This is a genomic window from Citrobacter sp. RHBSTW-00599 (assembly GCF_013784065.1).
GTDB classification, from domain to species: domain Bacteria; phylum Pseudomonadota; class Gammaproteobacteria; order Enterobacterales; family Enterobacteriaceae; genus Citrobacter; species Citrobacter braakii.
Genome location: NZ_CP056717.1, coordinates 2,409,514 through 2,428,853 on the forward strand (window position 1 = coordinate 2,409,514; position 19,340 = coordinate 2,428,853).

The window sequence follows — 19,340 nt, forward strand, 5'->3', positions numbered from 1 at the left end:
GTGCGAGTATTGAATGATTGCCAGTCCGCTTTGAGCGAAGAGCGGACGTTGAATGTTGCTGCTAACCTAAAAGTTAATTGCTGTAGTCGCAACCATCAAACTTACCTTTCAAAATAACGTTTGGTTAATAGTGTGAAGTGCTAAGTGGTCGTATCCAAAACACAATGCTTGGCAACTTGATGCTCTAACTTATTACGCAAACTTAACTAAATGAAAAAAACATAATATCTTAAGTTATCCCACAAGTATTTCAGCAAATATTCTAGTAAAGCATGGCTAATTCGTGTCTATACTGTATCCTATCCGAACTATCAGCTCTTTGCTCGCCAACAAGGTCAATACGTGTTATAAAAACATTACTAATCAGCAAGTAAGTGTCATTTTGAATGATAAATAGTAAATAACAATCTTATTAGGAATCAAAGATGGAAAAAATAAATCAGGATTCGATTTTTTTACAGGAATGGGGACTTGCTTCAGCATTGGTTGAAAAAAGTGGTTTATCAGTAGACACTTTAAGGTCTATCGTACAAGACTACAAAAGCAATCAGCTAACATTGCTAGATGAGGCTGAGTATATCGCAAAAAAAATCCAACGTTGTGATTCTGTACATTCTGTTCGTTGGCGTATCAAAGATACTTCCCATCTTTTAAATAAAATCATCAGAAAACTAACAGAAGATGAACCGTCTGAAAAGTACAAAGGAATAAACTCAGGTAACTACAAATCTATAATTACTGATCTTATCGGTGTCAGAGCAATTTATCTTTTCAAAAGTGACTGGAAAGACGTTCACGAACATATTTTATCAAGGTGGACAACTAAAAAGGACGAATCAGTAATGATATATCACCGTGATGGTGATATTATGGATATTTATGCAGGTCATCCTGAATGCAAGCAAGAAATACACAAGCATAATTATCGCTCAATTCACTATGTTGTGCCAGCAACAAATATTGAATCTGTTCAGGTATATTGTGAAATACAGACAAGAACTATTTTTGAGGAGGGCTGGAGCGAAATAGACCATCAGGTAAGATACCCTGATTACTCCGATGATGAAAACCTAATGAGCTATTTAACCATATTTAATAGGTTGGCGGGAAGTGCTGACGAAATGGGCAGTTATGTGAATGAACTCGTAGAGTTAATCAAAAAAAATAATAAACTAGAGAGTGAGCGGGATTTAAAAGATCAAGCGTATGATTCTGAGAAAGAAAGGCTTGAGGCTGAAATTAAAAGTCTATCTGCAAATCAAAGCAATTTCGCGGAAATGAAGAGCGCATATGATAAACTCATAGAAGTTCAGAATGAGGAAATGAAAAGTTTAAAAGAAGAACTAAAATCTAGAACAGACGAAAAAATAAAACTGAATAGGCAAAAATCCCCTGTATCAAAGATTATTAGTCAAACTGATACGGTTAAAACAAATGATAGATATGAGGGAACCATAAAGATACAGGTATTAAGAACTAATGACTTCGCATCTTTCGCTGGCCATTTCACTCCAGCATTAGAATCAATACCAAATGTAAGTGTCACACCAATTGAAACAACGGCAAAGAATACAAAGATATCTGATTTAAGAGTTAACACTGGAGTGGGTAACACAAGAGATTTTAACGCCCATGTTTTTAATGATAAATTAAAATATATCGAGGAAGGCGAATATTTATTTTCTTTTGTGGCAAATCTAAACGAATTTACCTCACCGACTTAGTTTATCCGCCAATTAGTCTTGAGTCTATTTAGGTGCAGAGCTACTTTTACAGTTCTGCACTCCCTCAGATTTCAATCAATTCCCTCCATTGCATCATTAATATTTACAATCTGCACCCTGTTGATTAATACAATTATATACGAGCAACTTCCGCTTCTGGCACAGGCTGTGTAAAAACTCGGTTTTTTCAGTATCTGAGGACTAACACCAGCAGGGATGCAAGATATTCCTGATATGGGCTGTATTCGCAGTGATTTGTATGTTGAGGCAAAACGAGACTTTGTGGCTTGATATGGAGTACTAATGGCCAGTTATTAGGAGTTAAAGCGGCCACTGCCGCTAGCTGCATCGTTCTCGCAGCTTAATGGCCAATCCTTCGGCCCCCCAGATGGACATCATCCTCTTCAGGTTATAAGCCAGTACATGCAGACTGATTTCTGTGCTGACGTTTTTAAACCGTTGCGTCAGGAAGTGAGTCGCTCCCATCCACATCTTAATTGTCCCGAACGGATGCTCTACCGTTTGCTTTCGCACGACAGCTGTTTGTGGCGATGCATTAAGCCTGGCTTGCATGTCTTCCATTTCTGCTTCATGAACCCAGCGCCTTATACGCCTCGGATCGCGTTTTGATGTGGTGCACCTTGACCGCTGACTGCAATCGCGACAGGCAATATTGTTAAAGTACATTTGCTGTTCTAAACCATCCTCAACCATCGTAAATCGGTTCTGAAGTTCTTCACCCATCGGGCAAATATAAATATCTTTTTCCTGGTCATATTTGAACAATGAACGATTGAAAAGACCTTTACGGTCAGCGCCAGAGGTATCGCCTTTTGGTACTAAGGCTACGGCACCTAAGTCCTGCGTTGCTTTAATATCTCCCCGGCTGTAATAACCTTTATCAGCCAGTACGGTAATATCCGCTTTGCCAACTGCTTCCTGCGCTAATTTGGTCACCGCTGTTAGCTGACCACGGTCTGGTGTATTCGTTACTTCATGCGCAACAATCAGGTGATATTTAGCATCAACGGCAGTCTGAACGTTATAGCTCACCTGGCGGTTAACATTGTTTATCTTCATTAACCGGGAATCAGGATCTGTCAGTGACAGCTGCTTATCAGGGTGCTGCACAACGGCCTGCTGAATTTTCTTGAGTTCTTTCAGACGCTTTTGCAGCCATGCCAGTTTCGCAGTTGTTAAACATGCATTTTTTTCGGGCTCCGCAGCCTTGTCAGCTTCATCGAGCTTATTCAGGTAAAGAGCAATACTTTGCTCAACCCTTTCAATGTGGCCTTTTGTTTTCTGGGGCGTGAAATTGTTCGATTTGCTGTTTACCGCCTTGAACTTACTACCATCAATGGCAACCACCACATCGGTGAACATCTGCATCTGCCGACACAGATCAATGAAAGTGCGGCAAGCATTTTTGATGCCTTTACCATTGTTTTTTCTGAAGTCTGCAATGGTTTTAAAATCAGGTGTTAATCGTTCAAGTAACCACATCAATTCAACGTTACGATGGGCTTCTTTCTCTAACCGGCGGGATGACTGGATGCGGTTCAGGTATCCATAAATGTAAAGCTTCAGCATGGTTGCGGGATGATATCCAGGCCGCCCGGTTTGCTTTGCATTAACGCGCTCAAAGCCAAGTGTATCAAGCTGTAGTTCATCAACAAAGACGTCAATAACTCTGACAGGGTTGTCTTCTGTGACAAAATCATCCAGCACTTCAGGGAGCAACGTCACCTGATGTCTGCCTTGACCTTTGATATGTTGAGTCATACCTGCACCCGCTTTATTTAATCGTATGATTCTAATTTTATTAAATAAAGTAAGTTTCTGCATTGGTTTATCAAGAATGGTTGATCATATAAAACCACTACTTAGACCAAAAAGTGATCAGTAGTTTTCACACAGCCTGGGCACAGAGTGGACTGTCAGGTTAGGTTTGGCTCTGTGCCATAAGACTGCCAGCTCAGGTCTGAGCTAATACTACTCAAGCGATATGATGGTTCAAGGCGTTTAATCTGAAACCAGCCACATATCAGCCTCTTCAAACATTTCCTGAACAATACGGCTTATCTGTTCCTTCTCATGCTTGCTGGCGTCAGTGTTGATCGCCGGCAGCGTCATCATCGGTTTAACCCGGACATCAGCATCGGGGAAAATCCGGTGAACCCTCTTGGTCAACTCGCCCAGAATGATATCTTTTGCACCGGGCAGGCCATCAAAATTCCTTTTGTCATAAACGAGTTCCACGTACATTGCTTAATGCCTCTTTACTGGATGGGTATACAGTATTTATACTGTGTTTTTATCCAGTATTCAAGAGGGGCTAATGATGCCACGACGTAGCGATATTGAAATAGCCTGGCATGCTTCGATACAGCGAGAACCGAATGGCCGGAAGACTGTCACCACACAGCGGTTTGTCCAGGAACTGGGTAAGGTTAACTGGCACTGGACGCTGAAGCAGGCCAACGATTGGATAGAATGTTATGTGACAACATTCCGCGATGTCTCCACGCAGGAAGGCGAGAACCGAACCTTTCAGCTGTTCAATCCAAACGGAGGACTATAGCCATGGGGTTCCCTTCACCGGCCAGCGATTACGTTGAAACGAGGATCTCACTCGATCAGCAGCTTATCAGCCAGCCAGCAGCGACTTACTTCATGCGGGCATCGCGTTCACATTTCAGGGAAGGGATACTCCAGGGGGCGCTGCTTGTGGTAGATGCGTCACTTACTGCCTGCGATGGCTCACTGCTGATATGTGCAATCGACGGGGAGTTCAGGATCAAGCGATATCGGGCTCATCCTCAACCCCACCTGATTAATCTGGAGAGCGGGAGAAGGGAGGCGCTACCAGTAGATGATGACGGTTACGGTTCTGCACCCGCTATATTCGGGGTGATTACTTACATCATTAATGATGCCAGGAACGCGGAGTTTGATGATTGTCCGGTGAAGTGAATAGCTGAAATTTTACGGTGAAGTCGATGCCTTGTGTCGGGGGTTTTTCCCCGATTATTCCCCGTTCAGAAAATAGCCATAAAAAACCAGCCGTAACAGGCTGGTTCTTAGAGGATTTTGGGTCGTCACGAGAGGATTGAACCTCTGTTCCCCAATATCTCATGCAGACTCAACTATCTTAAAAGTCGTTTTGTGCCTAGAGACGATAACCCCCGAAAGATTGGATTTGAATTAAATAAAGCTTTTAGAATTTATTAATTTCGTCAACCTGTTTTATAAGTTTGTTAATTTTATATTGCTCGTTTTTTATCAGTTCCCCTAGATTTTTCTTATATCTTTTTAACTCATTTCCTGTATAACTATCGCCATCCATAGCGTAGAAAACTGTAAAGCCATTAGTAGCATTAGTTGCACGAGTCATTTCCTCTTGGAATATACCAACTAATTTCAATGAAAAATCTACTTTAGCTGTTATGGTAGTAATCTTTGCATTTCTATTTACTGCTTCGATTTGTTCAAGATAATTTTTTGCCATTTCCGTTTGAGCAATCGTCGCTCTCTCATTCCGTTCATCTGCCTCCTTTGCAGTTTGCGAAAGCCTTTCCAGTTCAACTTTTTGTGCAATATACGTTTTACCAACAAAAATAAGCGTTAGAGCTGATATTATAGGGTTTAACATACCACCAAAATAATCCCCTAGTGCTCCCCAATCACTTGAGCTTTTAGATATAGGGAGTGAGTGTAGATAAAAAATATAGATGCCGACTATGAATGCTACGAAAAGAGCGAACATAATGCTTAATAAGTATAATTGCTTTATTTCTTTTTCCATCAACTGTTTCATCCTATATAAAACTAAAATCATAGAGCACCTTAAGGCAAACTACGCCCCTAGGTATTAATATCAAGTATAAGATTATACACTTAATTCACTTTTAGTTTAAAAATTGTTTCACAGAAATGAAAGCATGGAGATTACTATTATAACAATCTCTGGTGTGTGAAATACTTCACGAGATCCAGGGAGGAGTCGTATGTGCAAGTTGTGTAAGTAAGGGGGCATATACGGTACAGCCATTAGCGAGCTGTTTCTGGTGACAGTACTAGTGATCGCCTATCGTGAATATCTACCAGTCGTTTGTCGGCAGCAGTCGTCACTATCAGGAAACCTTCTGCTTCATCTCCACGTTCGAAAGGTGTGCTGCAGATCGCAGCCATGAATATCGGCTGGCCATCGGCTCGATGAATGAAGTAGGGCTGTTTCTTGTCACCTTCCTTTTTCCATTCGTACCAGCCATCAGCTAAGCAAATAGCACGCCCATGCTGCCAGAGTAGTTTAAACATTCTGCTGGTGGCCGCAGTTTCAGACCGTGCGTTAATTAGCGGTGGTTTATCTCACCATCCGGGGGCGTATCCCCAAATAACTGGATCAAGATGGAGTTTCTCGTCACGTTCGCTCAGAAGCAGAACTTTTGTTACTGGCGCTACATTGAATCTTCCGATGGGTTCTGGATCGTATGGAATGTCGCGTTCTGATTCATCAGCGAGCAGGGCAAGATAATCTTCACGCGTCATTGACTGTGAAAAGCGTCCACACATAGAAATCTCCAGCCATATGCCAGACTGAAAGTATAGGCGGTAACTAAAAAAGAGGACGCGTAGGTTAATGTGTACCTAAATGCGCCCTTTATTTGAATTTTGGATAAGTTTTTTCTATTATTGATTTGAATTTAAAGGAAATTATTTAAATTCAGAAAACCTTTTTGTACGGTTTTACTGAAACCTGCGCGTAAACACCTGCCGCCACGTAGGGATCGGCTTCCGCCCACGCCTGCGCGGCTTCTAAAGATTCAAATTCTGCAATCACCGTTGAGCCGGTAAAGCCTGCGGCGCCCGGATCGTTACTGTCAACCGCTGGCATGGGACCCGCCGTGAGCAAACGGCCTTCGTCATGAAGGAGTTGCAGACGAGCCAGATGAGCAGGGCGTACGGAAAGACGTTTTTCGAGAGAGTCTGCGATATCTTGAGCGTAAATAACGTACAGCACGGGTAGAGCTCCTTGAACGGTAAAAGGTCATATTTACGTTATTGGAAAGGCCTGGTAACTGCAACGGAAAGATAACTAATATGTTAAGGCCATACTTTGAAAATGGTTTTTTATCATAAAATCGCGTTTTAAATGCCAGTTAGCTTCACGGTCTTATTGAATATGATTGCTATTTGCATTTAAAATCAGGGCCTGGTTTTTTTACTGAAACGATTATGACTTCAATGACCCTTGATTTACCTCGTCGCTTTCCCTGGCCTACGTTACTTTCTGTCGGCATTCATGGTGCTGTAGTGGCAGGTTTGCTGTATACCTCGGTACATCAGGTTATTGAACTGCCTGCGCCAGCGCAGCCGATCTCCGTTACGATGGTTGCGCCTGCCGATCTTGAACCGCCTCAGGCCGTTCAGCCGCCGCCGGAACCCGTCGTCGAGCCTGAACCGGAGCCAGAACCGATCCCCGAACCGCCAAAAGAAGCGCCGGTAGTGATTGAGAAACCGAAGCCCAAGCCTAAACCGAAGCCAAAACCGGTGAAAAAGGTGGAAGAGCAGCCGAAGCGTGATGTTAAACCAGCAGAGCCGCGTCCGACGTCCCCGTTTGAAAATACGGCGCCTGCGCGTCCAACAACCAGTACCGCTCCGGCAACCACTAAACCGGCGGTGAGCGTACCATCGGGTCCGCGAGCCTTAAGTCGTAATCAGCCTCAATATCCGGCACGTGCACAGGCGTTGCGCATTGAAGGCCGTGTGAAGGTCAAATTTGACGTGACCTCGGATGGCCGGGTTGAAAATGTGGAAGTTCTGTCCGCACAGCCTGCGAATATGTTTGAGCGTGAAGTGAAAAATGCGATGCGCAGATGGCGTTATGAAGCCGGTAAGCCAGGCTCCGGGCTGGTGGTGAATATTGTTTTCCGCCTGAACGGCACAACACAGATCGAGTAAGCATCAGGCCGGATTTGGCGTTACGCCGCCAAATCCGGCAGAATGATTGCCGGATGGCGATGCTTGCGCGTGCTATCAGGCCAGGGAGGGAATCGGCCGCGGTTTACCGTCTTTATCAACGGCAACGTAGATAAACAGGGCTTCGGTAGCTTTATAGCGCTGGCCGATAGGTTCTGAAGCGACTTTCTTCACCCAGACTTCAATATTAATGCTGATCGAGGTCGTCCCGCGTTTCACGCAGCGTGCATAGCAACAAACCACATCGCCCACGGCAACCGGGCGCAAAAAGCTCATTCCTTCAACCCGCACCGTGACCACGCGACCATGTGCGATCTCTTTGGCCTGAATAGCGCCACCTATATCCATTTGTGACATCAGCCAGCCGCCAAAAATATCACCGTTTGCGTTGGTATCGGCAGGCATAGCCAGAGTGCGTAAAACCAGTTCGCCCTGAGGAGTGTTATTCGTTGTTGTCATTGTAGAACCGACTATAGAGAAAGATTACAGGCGCGATGCTACTAGAATTTACGCGCTGAGAACAGAGGGGATGCGGCCTGCGGGGCGGAAGTAAGCCAGGTTGATGGCAACAAGGAACTCGAAGGGATAAAAATTCGCCAGATCCGGAGATCTGGCGAGCATTTATTACGATTTATCTTCCTGTGGAAGGTGGCGGTAAATATAGACTCCGCTCAGTAACGTAAATAGTAAAGTCAGGGCGGTCAGGCCGAATACTTTAAAGTTGACCCAAATATTCTGCGGTAGCCAAAACGCGATATAGATATTCGCCAGACCGCACAGGATAAAGAAGACGGCCCAGGCGAAGTTAAGTTTTATCCAAACCGGCTGTGGCAAGCTCAGCTCTTTACCTAACATGCGCTGAATCAGCGGCTTTTTCATTACCCATTGGCTAACCAGCAGCGCACCGGCAAACAGCCCGTAAATCACCGTTACTTTCCACTTAATGAATTCATCATTGTGGAAGAAGATGGTCAGGCCACCGAACACGGCTACCAGAACAAAAGTGATCAATGCCATCTTCTCGACCTTGCGATAGCGGACCCAGCTGTAAATCAAAACCACAGCCGTGGCAACAATCAGCGCCGAGGTCGCCGCATAGATGTCATAGAGCTTATAAAAAGCAAAAAAGACAACCAGCGGTAAAAAATCAAGAAACTGCTTCATTCTTCGATTCCGTCATCAAAAGCACCGGGTACAAGCCCGGAATGCGTTCAGGGTTTATTGGCGAATTAGCATGTACAGGCGGAACAAATAGATCAGCAACACGGCGGAGATCATATTGCTCAGCGTATTCGCCAATACCGCGCCTACATTTGGCGTAAGTACCGCAAAACTTGGCGCAAAAAGCAACAACAACGTTTTTGCCAGCAGCCAACCGATCACTGCTGGTGCAACCAGACGCATATTCGACCACGCCAGACGCATACTGTTGCGCATCGCGGCAAAGACACCCATTTTGTCCTGTACTAACATCACCGGTGCAAGTGCCAGCAGGATAGCCAGCAGAATACCGGGTACCACAACCAGCATAATACCGATTTGCACCAGCAGAGTAGTCAGAAAAATCAGAATAAACAGCTTCGGCAAAACCGGCGCGCTGGCACCGATGGCGCGTAACGCGCTGACCCGATGACCGGCTGAAATCAGCTGAATCATCAGGATAATGCCTCCGGCGAGGATGGCATTACCAATCAGACCGGAAAACGTCGACGCCGCGGAAGCGCGTAGCAAAATTTGCTGTTGCTCCGGGGTCATGTTTTGCACCAGATCGAACAATCCCACGCTGCTGGTTAACTGATCGCCTTCACTGAGTTGCGCAATTTGTGCGTCGGTGGGAGAAAAGGCATGCCCTAACACCACTGTGATAAACGCGCACAACAACGATACCAGCAAGATGGTAATGAATTGATTACGGAAAAAGTTTCCCGTGTCACGGTAAACGGATTTCGCCGTGATAGACATGCACTCTCCTTGAGTTTTGCAGGTGTTCATTTGTGGGCAATTGTACCCTGGATAACTCTACAGTGGCAGCATCGCGCGGTGTATGGAAAAGCATATCTTTGTAAAGCCCCGGTAATTTTTGACTATGACTTCAGCGTCATGCAAGAACGTTGGTTGTTCTCTGCGCATCACGAACAAATAACCATCGCCATTCTGCAACGGAGGCCAGGTACTTGCGTGGCGAAAATATATCAAAATTGATCTGAATTAGGTTAACCAGGATTTTGAATGCAAGTTCTAACTTAATCTGGATCAATAAATGTTAAATTATCAAAGTCAATGTGATCCAGGTTAGATCACTTATTACTCCAATGTGGGTATATTCGTTCCGCTTTTATAACCATAACGATGGAGCGGACATGAAAAAATTAACAGTTGCAGCAGTGGCTTTAACAACTCTTCTCTCTGGTAACGTATTTGCGCATGAGGCCGGAGAATTCTTTATTCGTGCAGGTTCTGCCACCGTCAGACCGACGGAAGGCGCGGGTGGTACGCTGGGAAGCCTGGGTGGCTTTGATGTCAGCAATAACACGCAGTTGGGTCTGACATTTACCTACATGGCAACCGACAATATCGGTGTTGAATTACTGGCAGCCACGCCGTTCCGCCATAAAATTGGCACTGCCACAACAGGTGATATTGCGACCGTTCACCATTTACCGCCGACCTTAATGGCGCAGTGGTATTTCGGCGATTCCAGCAGCAAACTGCGTCCGTACGTTGGTGTCGGTGTGAACTACACCACCTTCTTTGACGAAGGCTTTAACAATAACGGCAAAGAAACCGGTTTATCTGACCTGAGCCTGAAAGACTCTTGGGGCGCAGCAGGGCAAGTGGGTATGGACTATCTGATTAACCGCGACTGGCTGATTAACATGTCGGTCTGGTACATGGATATCGACACCACCGCGAGCTACAAACTGGCTGGCGCCCAGCAGCATGACAGCGTCCGCCTCGATCCGTGGGTGTTTATGTTCTCCGCGGGTTATCGCTTCTAAGTCCGTGATTAAAATACGGAAAAGCTGATCGTTCCACGGTCAGCTTTTTTATTACCAGTTTATTTCTTCCTGCCTTTCTCCCCGTCGATGTAATGCTACTCTTTAAGCAAACTGGCTTTGAGGGTATTGACGATGATGTTGACTCGCCACCTGCTACAACAAAAAATCACACTTTTGGAACCTTTCACCGGAGATGAAACGGCAGAGTTCGCCGTGAGTGCCGCGCGTGATTTATTGAATTTTATGGATAAAATTGAAGTGCTGGAGAAACGCATTGCGACTCCGGTTAAACTACCTTATTGCAGCGCCAGTCCTGTTTGTGAGATTGAAGCGGGCTATGCCGCAGGCGTGAGCGATTGTCGTGAGGCCATTCGTCGGGCAGGGTATCCGATTGAGGGTGATGATTAGTTTGCATTTATGTTAACAAAAATGTGCTTTTATTGTATAAGTCTGTAACTTTAGCGCACACAATGGCGGGCTTCTAAGGCATCAGCTTAGGGACGGTTAACATTCTCAATCAACATACAGCGCAGTTATGCAACGACAGAAACGGGTAACCGGTTTGGCAATATGTTAACTATCAGGGTGAACTCGTGAAGATTGTGCAGGACAAGCTCAGAAACAGGCAGGCACTGCTGGTATCAGGGCTCATTACGTTGATATTTACGTCGTTGTTTCTGTTTATAATTTATGAGCAGCGGATGGCTGCAGTCAGTGACGGTGTTAACCGCATGCAAGCGCGCATGATGGACATTTTTAACGATAATGAGCTGATCGCCGATGCGATTGGTGAGCGCTATCACCATATTAAATCGGGTGAGCAATGTGGCGATATTTCACAATTTGTTCCCCGCAATGAGATTGAATGGGGAATTAACGCCGACCCAAAGCGTCTGCATTCGGAAACGGGGACAATTATTGCCCAGCAAGCCAGCCACAACGCGCTGTGTATGTATACGGCGGCGGAGTTTATTCGTGGTATGGTTAATGAGCTAAATCCGGGCAGCTTCGATGCACATCGTTATATTATCGCCAAAAATTCAGATTATTTTTACTGGTTTATGGCTTCCGATTCGCGCAACTTCAGTTTCTCAAATTCTGAAATGGCGCGGGATCTCACCAACTTTTTCTATCCGCCGGTCGATTTCTATACCCGACTGTTGCAAAAAAACGTCAAAAACAAAGCCCTTAGTTCAACGAACTTCTATACCGATAAAATTACCGGTGAAAAAGCTTACAGCGTGGTGAGCTATATCTACGATCTGTCTGGCAAAGAGATATCAGACCAAATCGTGGCCTATCTGGTTTATGACCATTCAAAGCCCGAATTGCAGGAAGCGTTGGCTCAAGCATTTGACTACCAGCTCCCACCAGAGCTGAATGTGGAATTGGTAAATTTGACCAACAATGAAAGTCTCTGTTTATCCGGTAAATGTACAGGTCAATCCCGTTTTTTAGTGCGCAATTTTTCGGAGAAATATGCGCTGCACTATTCGCTTTCATTAGGCCGTTTTATGACGCGCGATACCCATGCCGGGATCGTGATCCTGCTGGCACCGTTCTTTTTCATCATGATTAGTTTTTCGCTAAAATCATGGCTAAACGAAAGCGACCTGAAGGTTTATATAGACACCCTGACCGGTTGCTTTAATCGCCGAATACTCGACATCATCAAGCGCCGTGATTTATCCCACTGTTCGGTGGTGCTACTGGACTGCAATAAGTTCAAGGCCGTCAATGATACCTGGGGTCACGCGGCAGGCGATCGTGCGTTGCAAATTATCGCCAACAGGATGTTATCAAACACCCGCACCAGTCACGATATTGTGATTCGTACCGGCGGGGATGAATTTATGATCCTGCTGTTTCGCTCGCAGGCAACTGATGCCATCGCAATCGCTCAACGTATCAGCGGGCAGGTGACCAGCCATGTGTTTGTAGTGGACGGTCATACCGTGCCATTGTCAGTATCGTGGGGGATTGCAGAGGTGAACGGTGAACTGGATGTGGCTATTCAGAATGCAGATAGCGCCATGTATAAAATGAAGCACACGAAAGAAGCGTAAAACCGCCAGAAGTCTCTGGCGGTTGATTTAGCTTACTGCCGTGTGGCGGCTTTCATCGCGCTGACAAAAGCTTTCAGCTCAGCCAGCATCTGTTCCGGTATCGCAACATTTTTCTCAATGATTTTCACTATTGCCGAGCCGGAAATAGCGCCAGCAGCGCCAGCGTCAATCGCGCCGGTTACCTGTTCAGGCGCAGAGATACCAAATCCCTGTAAAGAAGGCGGAGCATCATATGCTTTCAACTTTTCGACCAGGTGATGCAGCGGTAATGCCGCTCGATTTTCTGCACCGGTCACGCCCGCACGCGAAAGCAAATAGGTATAGCCGCGGCCATGAGAGGCTATCTGGCGCAGCAGTTCTTCATCAGCGTTCGGTGGGCAGATAAAAATTGGCGCAATGTTGTGGCGGAGCGCCGCAGCTCTGAATGGCGCGGACTCTTCAACGGGAACATCGGCTACTAACACGGAATCCACGCCAACTTTTTCACACTGGGCGTAAAACTCGTCAATGCCCTTGCTAAACACCAGGTTGGCATACATCAGCAAGCCAATGGGAATCGTAGGGTGCTTCTGGCGAATCAGCGCCAGCATTTCAAAGCATTGCGACGGCGTGACGCCGGCGGCAAACGCACGCAAGGTGGCTTCCTGAATGGTTGGACCGTCAGCCAGCGGATCGGAGAACGGAATACCGAGCTCAAGGGCATCGGCACCGGCTTCAATCAGCGTATCAATGATTTTCAGTGACTGCTCAACAGACGGATCGCCCAGGGTTACGAAGGGGACAAAAGCACCTTCTTTGCGGTCCTTCAGCTGTGCAAACAGGTTTTCGTAACGTTCCATCAGATTTCCCCTCGCGCTTTCAGAATATCGTGTACGGTGAAAATGTCTTTGTCGCCGCGACCGGAGAGATTAACCACCAGTAACTGCTCTTTTTCCGGGTTTTCACGCATCATTTTCAATGCGTGTGCCAGGGCATGGGAGGACTCCAGCGCCGGAATAATCCCCTCGTGCAGACACAGCGTTTTGAAGGCCTCAAGCGCTTCGTCGTCGGTGATCGAAACATAATCGGCGCGACCAATGCTGTTCAGATACGCATGCTGCGGCCCGACAGACGGGAAATCCAGCCCCGCGGAAATAGAGTAAGACTCTTCAATCTGTCCTTCTTCGGTCTGCATCATCGGGGACTTCATGCCGAAGTAAATCCCGACACGACCATGCTTCAACGGTGCGCCATGTTCCCCTGATTCAATCCCATGGCCGCCAGGCTCGACGCCAATCAGACCGACGCTGGTTTCATTAATAAAGTCCGCGAACATACCGATGGCGTTAGAACCGCCGCCCACGCAGGCGATAACCGCGTCCGGCAGGCGACCTTCTTTTTCAAGGATCTGCGCTTTAGTTTCCTCGCCGATCATGCGCTGAAATTCACGAACAATGGTCGGGAAGGGATGTGGACCTGCCGCCGTACCGAGCATATAGTGCGCGGTATCGTAGCTGCCAGACCAGTCGCGCAGCGCTTCGTTACAGGCATCTTTCAGCGTTGCAGAACCGCTGTGAACCGGGATAACTTCAGCCCCCATCAGACGCATACGGAAAACGTTTGGCGACTGGCGTTCAACGTCTTTTGCACCCATATAAATACGGCATTTCAGCCCCAGCAGTGCGCTGGCGAGAGCTGATGCAACACCGTGCTGGCCCGCGCCGGTTTCGGCGATGATCTCCGTTTTCCCCATACGCTTCGCCAACAAAGCCTGGCCCAATACCTGGTTGGTTTTGTGCGCGCCGCCGTGCAGCAAATCTTCACGTTTGAGATACAGCGTAGTGTTGGTGCCTTGAGTAATGTTCTGGCATTTGGTCAGGGCAGTTGGACGACCAGCATAGTTTTTCAGCAGGTCTGTAAACTGCGCCTGAAATTCAGGATCCTTTTGCGCGCTGACAAAAGCTTCTTCCAGCTGGCGCAGGGCAGGCATCAGAATCTGTGGCACATACATACCGCCAAATTCACCAAAATACGGATTGAGTAATGTTGTCATGTCCTTTTCCTTAATATGCGCGCAGCGTCTGAAAGACCGAAGCCAAAAGACGTGCATCCTTGATGCCCGGCTGTGACTCTACGCCAGAATTGAAATCGAGACCGGCACAGCCGGTTTTTGCCGCGTCAACGCAGTTATCAGCGCCGAGTCCGCCAGCCAGTAAAACGTTATCCAGCGATTGTCCGCCTAAAAGTGACCAGTCGAAGCGTTGACCGCTGCCTCCCTGGCCATTGTCGAATATGTATTTATCGACGTGCTGATAATCACGGGCTGGCAACGTTTCACTGACGCTTAACGCCTTCCAGATTTGCACCTGTTCGGGGAGCGCGTCGCGCAGGGCGTCAACATAGGCCTGGTCTTCGCTACCATGCAATTGCACGGCTGTTAGCCCCAGAGCCGCCGCTGTTTCGCGCACGTCGGTGATCTCTGCGTTGCGAAACACCCCGACATATTGCAGCGGTGCGCCGGTCATGACCTCGCGCGCGTGTTCAACGCTGACCGCGCGTGGCGATGTGGACACAAAAATCAACCCGCCGTATATGGCACCCGCTTCGTATGCCGCGTTTGCATCCTGAGGCCGGGTTAAACCGCAGACTTTATTTTCGCCGAGCAGAACGCGACGCACGGCAGCATGCAGATCATCATGCGACATCAACGCAGAGCCAATCAGAAAACCGTTGGCGAAGTGGCTGAGTTCTCGCACTTGACCATAGGTATTGATACCGGACTCGCTGATGACGGTTACGCCATGACCCAGTCGCGGCGCAAGTTGGCGGGTGCGATTCAGATCAATCGACAGGTCGCGTAAATCACGGTTGTTGATACCGACGACTTTGGCGCCCAGTGCGATAGCTCGCTCCAGCTCTTCATCGTTACTGACTTCGGTCAGTACGCCCATTTTCAAACTGTGGGCGACGGCGGCGAGTTGACGATATTGCTCATCATCAAGCACCGACAGCATCAGCAGACAGGCGTCCGCCTGATAGAAGCGCGCCAGGTAAATCTGGTAAGGATCGATAATAAAGTCCTTACACAGAATCGGCTGCGGTGCGATGCGGCTGACGATGGGCAGGAAATCAAAGCTCCCCTGAAAATATTTCTCATCGGTCAGTACGGAAATCGCAGAAGCATATTGTTTATATACGCCCGCAATCTGTGCCGGGTCGAAGTCATCACGGATCACGCCTTTTGACGGAGACGCTTTTTTGCACTCCAGAATAAAGGCGGTGCGTGCACCTTGCAGCGCATCGTAGAAATCACGAGAGCTGGGTTGAACATCATTCTGAAAGCTGGCCAGCGGTTGTTGCTGTTTGCGGGCTTCTACCCAAATCGCCTTGTCTGCGACAATTTTCGCTAAAACGGTTTGCATCATTTACCCTCTTGCTGCCAGTGCAGTGACACGGTCATAGGCCGCGCCGCTGCGCAGTACATTAATCACGGTTTGCGCATTGGCTTTTAAATCTTCTTCACCGTGCAGGCGCATTAACATGGCGACATTCGCGGCAACAGCAGCTTCATGAGCGGCTTCACCTTTACCTTGTAACAAGCGACTAAGAATGTCACGGTTTTCTTCCGGCGTGCCGCCAGCCAGCTGTTCCTGGTGGTAAGGCGTCAGGCCAAAGTCTTCTGCCGTCAGTTGATAGCTCTTGATTTCGCCATCATGCAGCTCCGCCACAATGGTCGGTGCATGCAGCGAAACTTCATCCATGCCGCCGCTGTGCACCACGGCTGCCCGCTGATACCCCAACACGCGCAGCGTTTCGGCAATTGGCAGCACCAGTTCCGGACTGTAAACGCCGATCAGCGCCAGCGGCGGATGTGCCGGGTTAATCAACGGGCCGAGGACGTTAAACAGCGTACGGGTTTTCAACTGTTGGCGTACTGGCATAGCATGGCGAAAACCGGTGTGGTATTTCGGCGCAAACAAGAAACACACACCGAGGTCGTCAAGTGCCTGACGGGATTTATCGGCGTTCATATCCAGATTGATGCCAAAAGCCGCTAACAGATCCGAAGAGCCCGACTTGCTGGAGACGCTGCGGTTGCCGTGTTTGGCGACTTTCAGTCCGCAAGCGGCCGCCACAAAGGCGCTGGCGGTGGAAATATTGATACTGTTGCTGCCATCACCGCCGGTACCGACAATATCGGCAAACAGATAATCAGGCCGCGGGAACGGGGCGGCGTTTTCCAGCAGCGCGGTTGCCGCACCGGCAATTTCATTCGGGTGCTCGCCACGAATTTTCATGCTCACCAGCGCCGCAGCCAGTTGTTCCGGCTTCAGTTCACCGCGTACCACGGCGGAGAAAAGCTGGTGGCTTTCCTGCTGAGACAGCGTCTGGGCCTGATACAGTTTCTCCAGAATAGGTTGCAGCGTATTAGTCTGTTCGAGTTTCTGTTGCGCCCAGGCCAGCGTTTGCTCCAGCAGACGTGCGCCCTGGGTGGTCAGAATGGATTCTGGATGGAACTGGAAGCCACATACGCGATCGGTATCGTGACGTACCGCCATCACCATGCCGTTAAAGTGGGCGTTGATGGTCAATCCGGCCGGAACGTTGCTGCCAACCAGCGAGTGATAACGCGCCACCGGCAGCGGATTTGCCAGACCGGCGAACATTGCCTGACCGTCGTGTTCAATGCTGGACGCTTTGCCGTGCAGGATTTCCCCCGCCTGTCCCACGTATCCACCATAGGCCTCGACAATGGCCTGATGCCCCAGACAAATACCGATGATCGGCAGCTTGCCGCGCAGGCGGGTTAACAGCTCCGGCATGCAGCCCGCTTCGCTTGGCGCACCTGGACCTGGAGAGAGCATCAGCACCGGATTTTTCATGGTCGCTAAGCGGTCTATTAATGTCTGGGCCGGAATATGGTTGCGGTAAATCACCACGTTATGACCGTTAGTACGCAGCTGATCTGCCAGGTTATAGGTAAAAGAGTCGATATTATCGAGCAGCAGAATGTCAGCCATTAGAAGGTCTCCTGTGCGTGGTGTGCGGTGGCGATAGCACGCAGAACCGCACGCGCTTTATTACGGGTTTCATCGGCTTCTGACTGCCCAACGGAATCCAGAACAATTCCGGCGCCAGCCTGTACGGTGGCAATACCGTCTTCCACGAGGGCGGAACGAATCACAATACAGGTATCCAGATCGCCATGGGCCGTGAAGTAACCTACTGCACCGCCATAGCTGCCGCGACGACGGCCTTCGGCCTCGGCGATAAGCTGCATGGCGCGAACTTTCGGCGCGCCGCTTAGCGTGCCCATGTTCATACAGGCGCGGTAAGCATGCAGCACATCCAGATCGCTACGCAGCTCGCCGACTACGCGGGAAACCAGGTGCATAACGAAGGAATAACGATCCACTTTGGTGAGGTCAGCAACGTAGCGGCTGCCGGGTGTGCAGATGCGCGCCAGGTCGTTACGCGCCAGGTCTACCAGCATCAGGTGCTCGGAAAGCTCTTTATGATCGGTACGCATCTCCAGCTCAATACGGCTGTCGAGATCGCGGTCCAGCGAACCGTCCGCACGACGACCGCGTGGGCGGGTCCCGGCAATCGGATAGATTTCAATCTGCCGGCTGGTGGCATCGTATTTCAGCGAGCTTTCCGGAGAAGCGCCGAACAGTGTGAAATCGTTGTCCTGCATAAAAAACATGTACGGGCTGGGGTTACTTTTCTTCAGCACATAGTAGGCCGCCAGCGGTGATGGGCAGGGCAGCGAGAAACGACGGGATGGAACAACCTGGAAAATTTCGCCAGCGCGAATGGCCTTTTGCATACCACGAACCACGGCGGCAAACTCTTCATCGCTCTGATTGCATTCGCAGCGCATGTGCGGAACTTCAGTGACGGGCAGCGGCGGCGCAGGTTCGGTAAGCTGCTGGCTCAGTTGCGCCAGACGGGCATTAAGACGCTGTTTTTCTGCATCGCTGGGGGTAAATATGCTGGCCTGAATGCGGGTGCTTTTCTTCTGATGGTCGATGACCATGAGCGTTTCTGCCAGATAGAAGCAGTAGTCAGGGCAACGGTTGCCCGCTTCAAGCTGAGGTAAATCTTCAAAACCAGCAACCAGGTCGTAGGAAAACAGACCGCCAAAGAACATCGCTTCACGTTCTTGCGCAGGAACATTAACCAGCTCCTGCAATAAACGGAAGGCATCAAATACGGACAGGGAACATAAGCGGGCGTCTTCATCCAGCAGCGGGCTAACGGCAGGGAATCGCAGATGGCGACCATTCGGCTGTTGTTTGTTCTCAACGCCCGCGGGCAGGGCAGCATCCAGCAGCGGCAGCAGCGATGCGCCGTTAGCGGATAATGCCTGAATGGTGACAGTGTCACCGATGGCGGTAATGCGTAATGCACTGTCGACCAGCAGCAGGCTCTTCAGATCGTCTTTGCTGTCGATATCGGCAGATTCCAGCAGCAGCGTTGCCGGACGTGCGCCACACACCTGATGAAACAGCGCCGTCGGATTTTCACGGTAGGCGGCATCGCAGGCAAGCAGTTCGAGTGTCGGTTTTTGTGTTTGCATCGTTATTCTC

17 protein-coding genes and 4 pseudogenes are annotated in these 19,340 nt (G+C 48.6%); 6 read left to right on the top strand and 15 right to left on the bottom strand.

Annotated elements, in window-relative coordinates; translation table 11 throughout:
- Positions 1-425: 425 nt before the first annotated feature.
- Positions 426-1,724: a GTP pyrophosphokinase gene (locus tag HV243_RS11785; RefSeq protein ID WP_181604061.1), complete on the top strand. Its 1,299-nt coding sequence runs from the start codon at positions 426-428 to the stop codon at positions 1,722-1,724.
- A 339-nt stretch (positions 1,725-2,063) separates the two neighbouring features.
- Here HV243_RS11785 and HV243_RS11790 read toward each other — a convergent pair whose 3' ends face one another.
- From HV243_RS11790 to HV243_RS11800, 3 genes and pseudogenes are all read right to left on the bottom strand, one after another.
- Positions 2,064-3,506: an IS1182 family transposase gene (locus HV243_RS11790; RefSeq protein WP_047365884.1), complete on the bottom strand. Its 1,443-nt coding sequence runs from the start codon at positions 3,504-3,506 to the stop codon at positions 2,064-2,066.
- Positions 3,507-3,746: 240 nt separating this feature from the next.
- Entirely contained in the window at positions 3,747-3,989 is a 243-nt protein-coding gene (locus HV243_RS11795; protein ID WP_181604062.1) for a DinI family protein, read from the bottom strand.
- Between the two features lie 91 nt (positions 3,990-4,080).
- Positions 4,081-4,161: pseudogene (locus HV243_RS11800) on the bottom strand (DinI family protein); the annotation flags it as partial.
- Positions 4,162-4,191: 30 nt separating this feature from the next.
- Here HV243_RS11800 and HV243_RS11805 point away from each other — a divergent pair.
- Positions 4,192-4,697, top strand: a pseudogene (locus tag HV243_RS11805) (S24 family peptidase).
- Between the two features lie 244 nt (positions 4,698-4,941).
- Here the strand turns inward: HV243_RS11805 and HV243_RS11810 are convergent.
- From HV243_RS11810 to HV243_RS11820, 3 genes and pseudogenes are all read right to left on the bottom strand, one after another.
- A complete protein-coding gene (locus HV243_RS11810; protein ID WP_181604064.1) occupies positions 4,942-5,529 on the bottom strand; it encodes a hypothetical protein in 588 nt (195 codons plus the stop codon).
- Between the two features lie 248 nt (positions 5,530-5,777).
- Positions 5,778-6,296 (bottom strand): annotated as a pseudogene (locus tag HV243_RS11815) (SOS response-associated peptidase family protein); the annotation flags it as partial.
- A 151-nt stretch (positions 6,297-6,447) separates the two neighbouring features.
- Positions 6,448-6,744: a YciI family protein gene (locus tag HV243_RS11820; RefSeq protein ID WP_003020675.1), complete on the bottom strand. Its 297-nt coding sequence runs from the start codon at positions 6,742-6,744 to the stop codon at positions 6,448-6,450.
- Between the two features lie 224 nt (positions 6,745-6,968).
- Here HV243_RS11820 and tonB point away from each other — a divergent pair, with 224 nt between their 5' ends.
- Positions 6,969-7,685 (top strand): TonB system transport protein TonB, encoded by a 717-nt coding sequence (gene tonB / locus HV243_RS11825; protein ID WP_049282557.1) that lies wholly within the window; start codon positions 6,969-6,971, stop codon positions 7,683-7,685.
- A gap of 75 nt (positions 7,686-7,760) precedes the next feature.
- Here the strand turns inward: tonB and yciA are convergent, their stop codons facing one another.
- From yciA to HV243_RS25550, 4 genes and pseudogenes are all read right to left on the bottom strand, one after another.
- Positions 7,761-8,162: an acyl-CoA thioester hydrolase YciA gene (gene yciA, locus HV243_RS11830; RefSeq protein WP_016153266.1), complete on the bottom strand. Its 402-nt coding sequence runs from the start codon at positions 8,160-8,162 to the stop codon at positions 7,761-7,763.
- Between the two features lie 165 nt (positions 8,163-8,327).
- Complete coding sequence (locus HV243_RS11835) at positions 8,328-8,867, bottom strand: septation protein A (RefSeq protein ID WP_019076883.1); 540 nt, start codon at positions 8,865-8,867, stop codon at positions 8,328-8,330.
- Between the two features lie 54 nt (positions 8,868-8,921).
- Positions 8,922-9,665: a YciC family protein gene (locus HV243_RS11840; protein ID WP_016153264.1), complete on the bottom strand. Its 744-nt coding sequence runs from the start codon at positions 9,663-9,665 to the stop codon at positions 8,922-8,924.
- 28 nt (positions 9,666-9,693) lie between these two features.
- Positions 9,694-9,780 (bottom strand): annotated as a pseudogene (locus HV243_RS25550) (YkgJ family cysteine cluster protein); the annotation flags it as partial.
- A gap of 283 nt (positions 9,781-10,063) precedes the next feature.
- Here HV243_RS25550 and ompW point away from each other — a divergent pair.
- From ompW to HV243_RS11855, 3 genes are all read left to right on the top strand, one after another.
- Positions 10,064-10,702: an outer membrane protein OmpW gene (gene ompW, locus HV243_RS11845; protein WP_016153263.1), complete on the top strand. Its 639-nt coding sequence runs from the start codon at positions 10,064-10,066 to the stop codon at positions 10,700-10,702.
- 132 nt (positions 10,703-10,834) lie between these two features.
- Positions 10,835-11,110 (top strand): hypothetical protein, encoded by a 276-nt coding sequence (locus HV243_RS11850; protein WP_016153262.1) that lies wholly within the window; start codon positions 10,835-10,837, stop codon positions 11,108-11,110.
- 185 nt (positions 11,111-11,295) lie between these two features.
- Complete coding sequence (locus HV243_RS11855; RefSeq protein WP_053388566.1) at positions 11,296-12,768, top strand: GGDEF domain-containing protein; 1,473 nt, start codon at positions 11,296-11,298, stop codon at positions 12,766-12,768.
- 32 nt (positions 12,769-12,800) lie between these two features.
- Here the strand turns inward: HV243_RS11855 and trpA are convergent, their stop codons facing one another.
- The 5 genes from trpA to HV243_RS11880 are packed head-to-tail and all read right to left on the bottom strand — an operon-like array spanning position 12,801 to position 19,330.
- The gene (gene trpA / locus HV243_RS11860; protein WP_053388565.1) at positions 12,801-13,607 is read right to left on the bottom strand and encodes a tryptophan synthase subunit alpha; all 807 of its coding nucleotides are present in this window, start codon (positions 13,605-13,607) and stop codon (positions 12,801-12,803) included.
- Positions 13,607-14,800: a tryptophan synthase subunit beta gene (trpB, locus tag HV243_RS11865; protein WP_003020645.1), complete on the bottom strand. Its 1,194-nt coding sequence runs from the start codon at positions 14,798-14,800 to the stop codon at positions 13,607-13,609. The genes trpA and trpB overlap by 1 nt, the downstream gene beginning before the upstream one ends.
- A 10-nt stretch (positions 14,801-14,810) precedes the next feature.
- A complete protein-coding gene (trpCF, locus tag HV243_RS11870; protein ID WP_053388610.1) occupies positions 14,811-16,169 on the bottom strand; it encodes a bifunctional indole-3-glycerol-phosphate synthase TrpC/phosphoribosylanthranilate isomerase TrpF in 1,359 nt (452 codons plus the stop codon).
- A 3-nt stretch (positions 16,170-16,172) separates the two neighbouring features.
- A complete protein-coding gene (trpD, locus tag HV243_RS11875) occupies positions 16,173-17,768 on the bottom strand; it encodes a bifunctional anthranilate synthase glutamate amidotransferase component TrpG/anthranilate phosphoribosyltransferase TrpD (protein ID WP_003020639.1) in 1,596 nt (531 codons plus the stop codon).
- Positions 17,768-19,330, bottom strand: a complete 1,563-nt coding sequence (locus HV243_RS11880; RefSeq protein WP_016156654.1) for an anthranilate synthase component 1 — start codon at positions 19,328-19,330, stop codon at positions 17,768-17,770. Before HV243_RS11880 ends, trpD begins: the two co-directional genes overlap by 1 nt.
- Positions 19,331-19,340: the final 10 nt, after the last annotated feature.

Excerpts from the sequence above, each read along its gene's own strand:
- HV243_RS11785 (WP_181604061.1), top strand. The coding sequence starts at position 426 with ATGGAAAAAATAAATCAGGATTCGATTTTTTTACAGGAATGGGGACTT.
- HV243_RS11790 (WP_047365884.1), bottom strand. The coding sequence starts at position 3,506 with ATGACTCAACATATCAAAGGTCAAGGCAGACATCAGGTGACGTTGCTC.
- HV243_RS11795 (WP_181604062.1), bottom strand. The coding sequence starts at position 3,989 with ATGTACGTGGAACTCGTTTATGACAAAAGGAATTTTGATGGCCTGCCC.
- HV243_RS11810 (WP_181604064.1), bottom strand. The coding sequence starts at position 5,529 with ATGGAAAAAGAAATAAAGCAATTATACTTATTAAGCATTATGTTCGCT.
- tonB (WP_049282557.1), top strand. The coding sequence starts at position 6,969 with ATGACCCTTGATTTACCTCGTCGCTTTCCCTGGCCTACGTTACTTTCT.
- yciA (WP_016153266.1), bottom strand. The coding sequence starts at position 8,162 with ATGACAACAACGAATAACACTCCTCAGGGCGAACTGGTTTTACGCACT.
- HV243_RS11835 (WP_019076883.1), bottom strand. The coding sequence starts at position 8,867 with ATGAAGCAGTTTCTTGATTTTTTACCGCTGGTTGTCTTTTTTGCTTTT.
- HV243_RS11840 (WP_016153264.1), bottom strand. The coding sequence starts at position 9,665 with ATGTCTATCACGGCGAAATCCGTTTACCGTGACACGGGAAACTTTTTC.
- ompW (WP_016153263.1), top strand. The coding sequence starts at position 10,064 with ATGAAAAAATTAACAGTTGCAGCAGTGGCTTTAACAACTCTTCTCTCT.
- HV243_RS11850 (WP_016153262.1), top strand. The coding sequence starts at position 10,835 with ATGATGTTGACTCGCCACCTGCTACAACAAAAAATCACACTTTTGGAA.
- trpA (WP_053388565.1), bottom strand. The coding sequence starts at position 13,607 with ATGGAACGTTACGAAAACCTGTTTGCACAGCTGAAGGACCGCAAAGAA.
- trpB (WP_003020645.1), bottom strand. The coding sequence starts at position 14,800 with ATGACAACATTACTCAATCCGTATTTTGGTGAATTTGGCGGTATGTAT.
- trpCF (WP_053388610.1), bottom strand. The coding sequence starts at position 16,169 with ATGCAAACCGTTTTAGCGAAAATTGTCGCAGACAAGGCGATTTGGGTA.
- trpD (WP_003020639.1), bottom strand. The coding sequence starts at position 17,768 with ATGGCTGACATTCTGCTGCTCGATAATATCGACTCTTTTACCTATAAC.
- HV243_RS11880 (WP_016156654.1), bottom strand. The coding sequence starts at position 19,330 with ATGCAAACACAAAAACCGACACTCGAACTGCTTGCCTGCGATGCCGCC.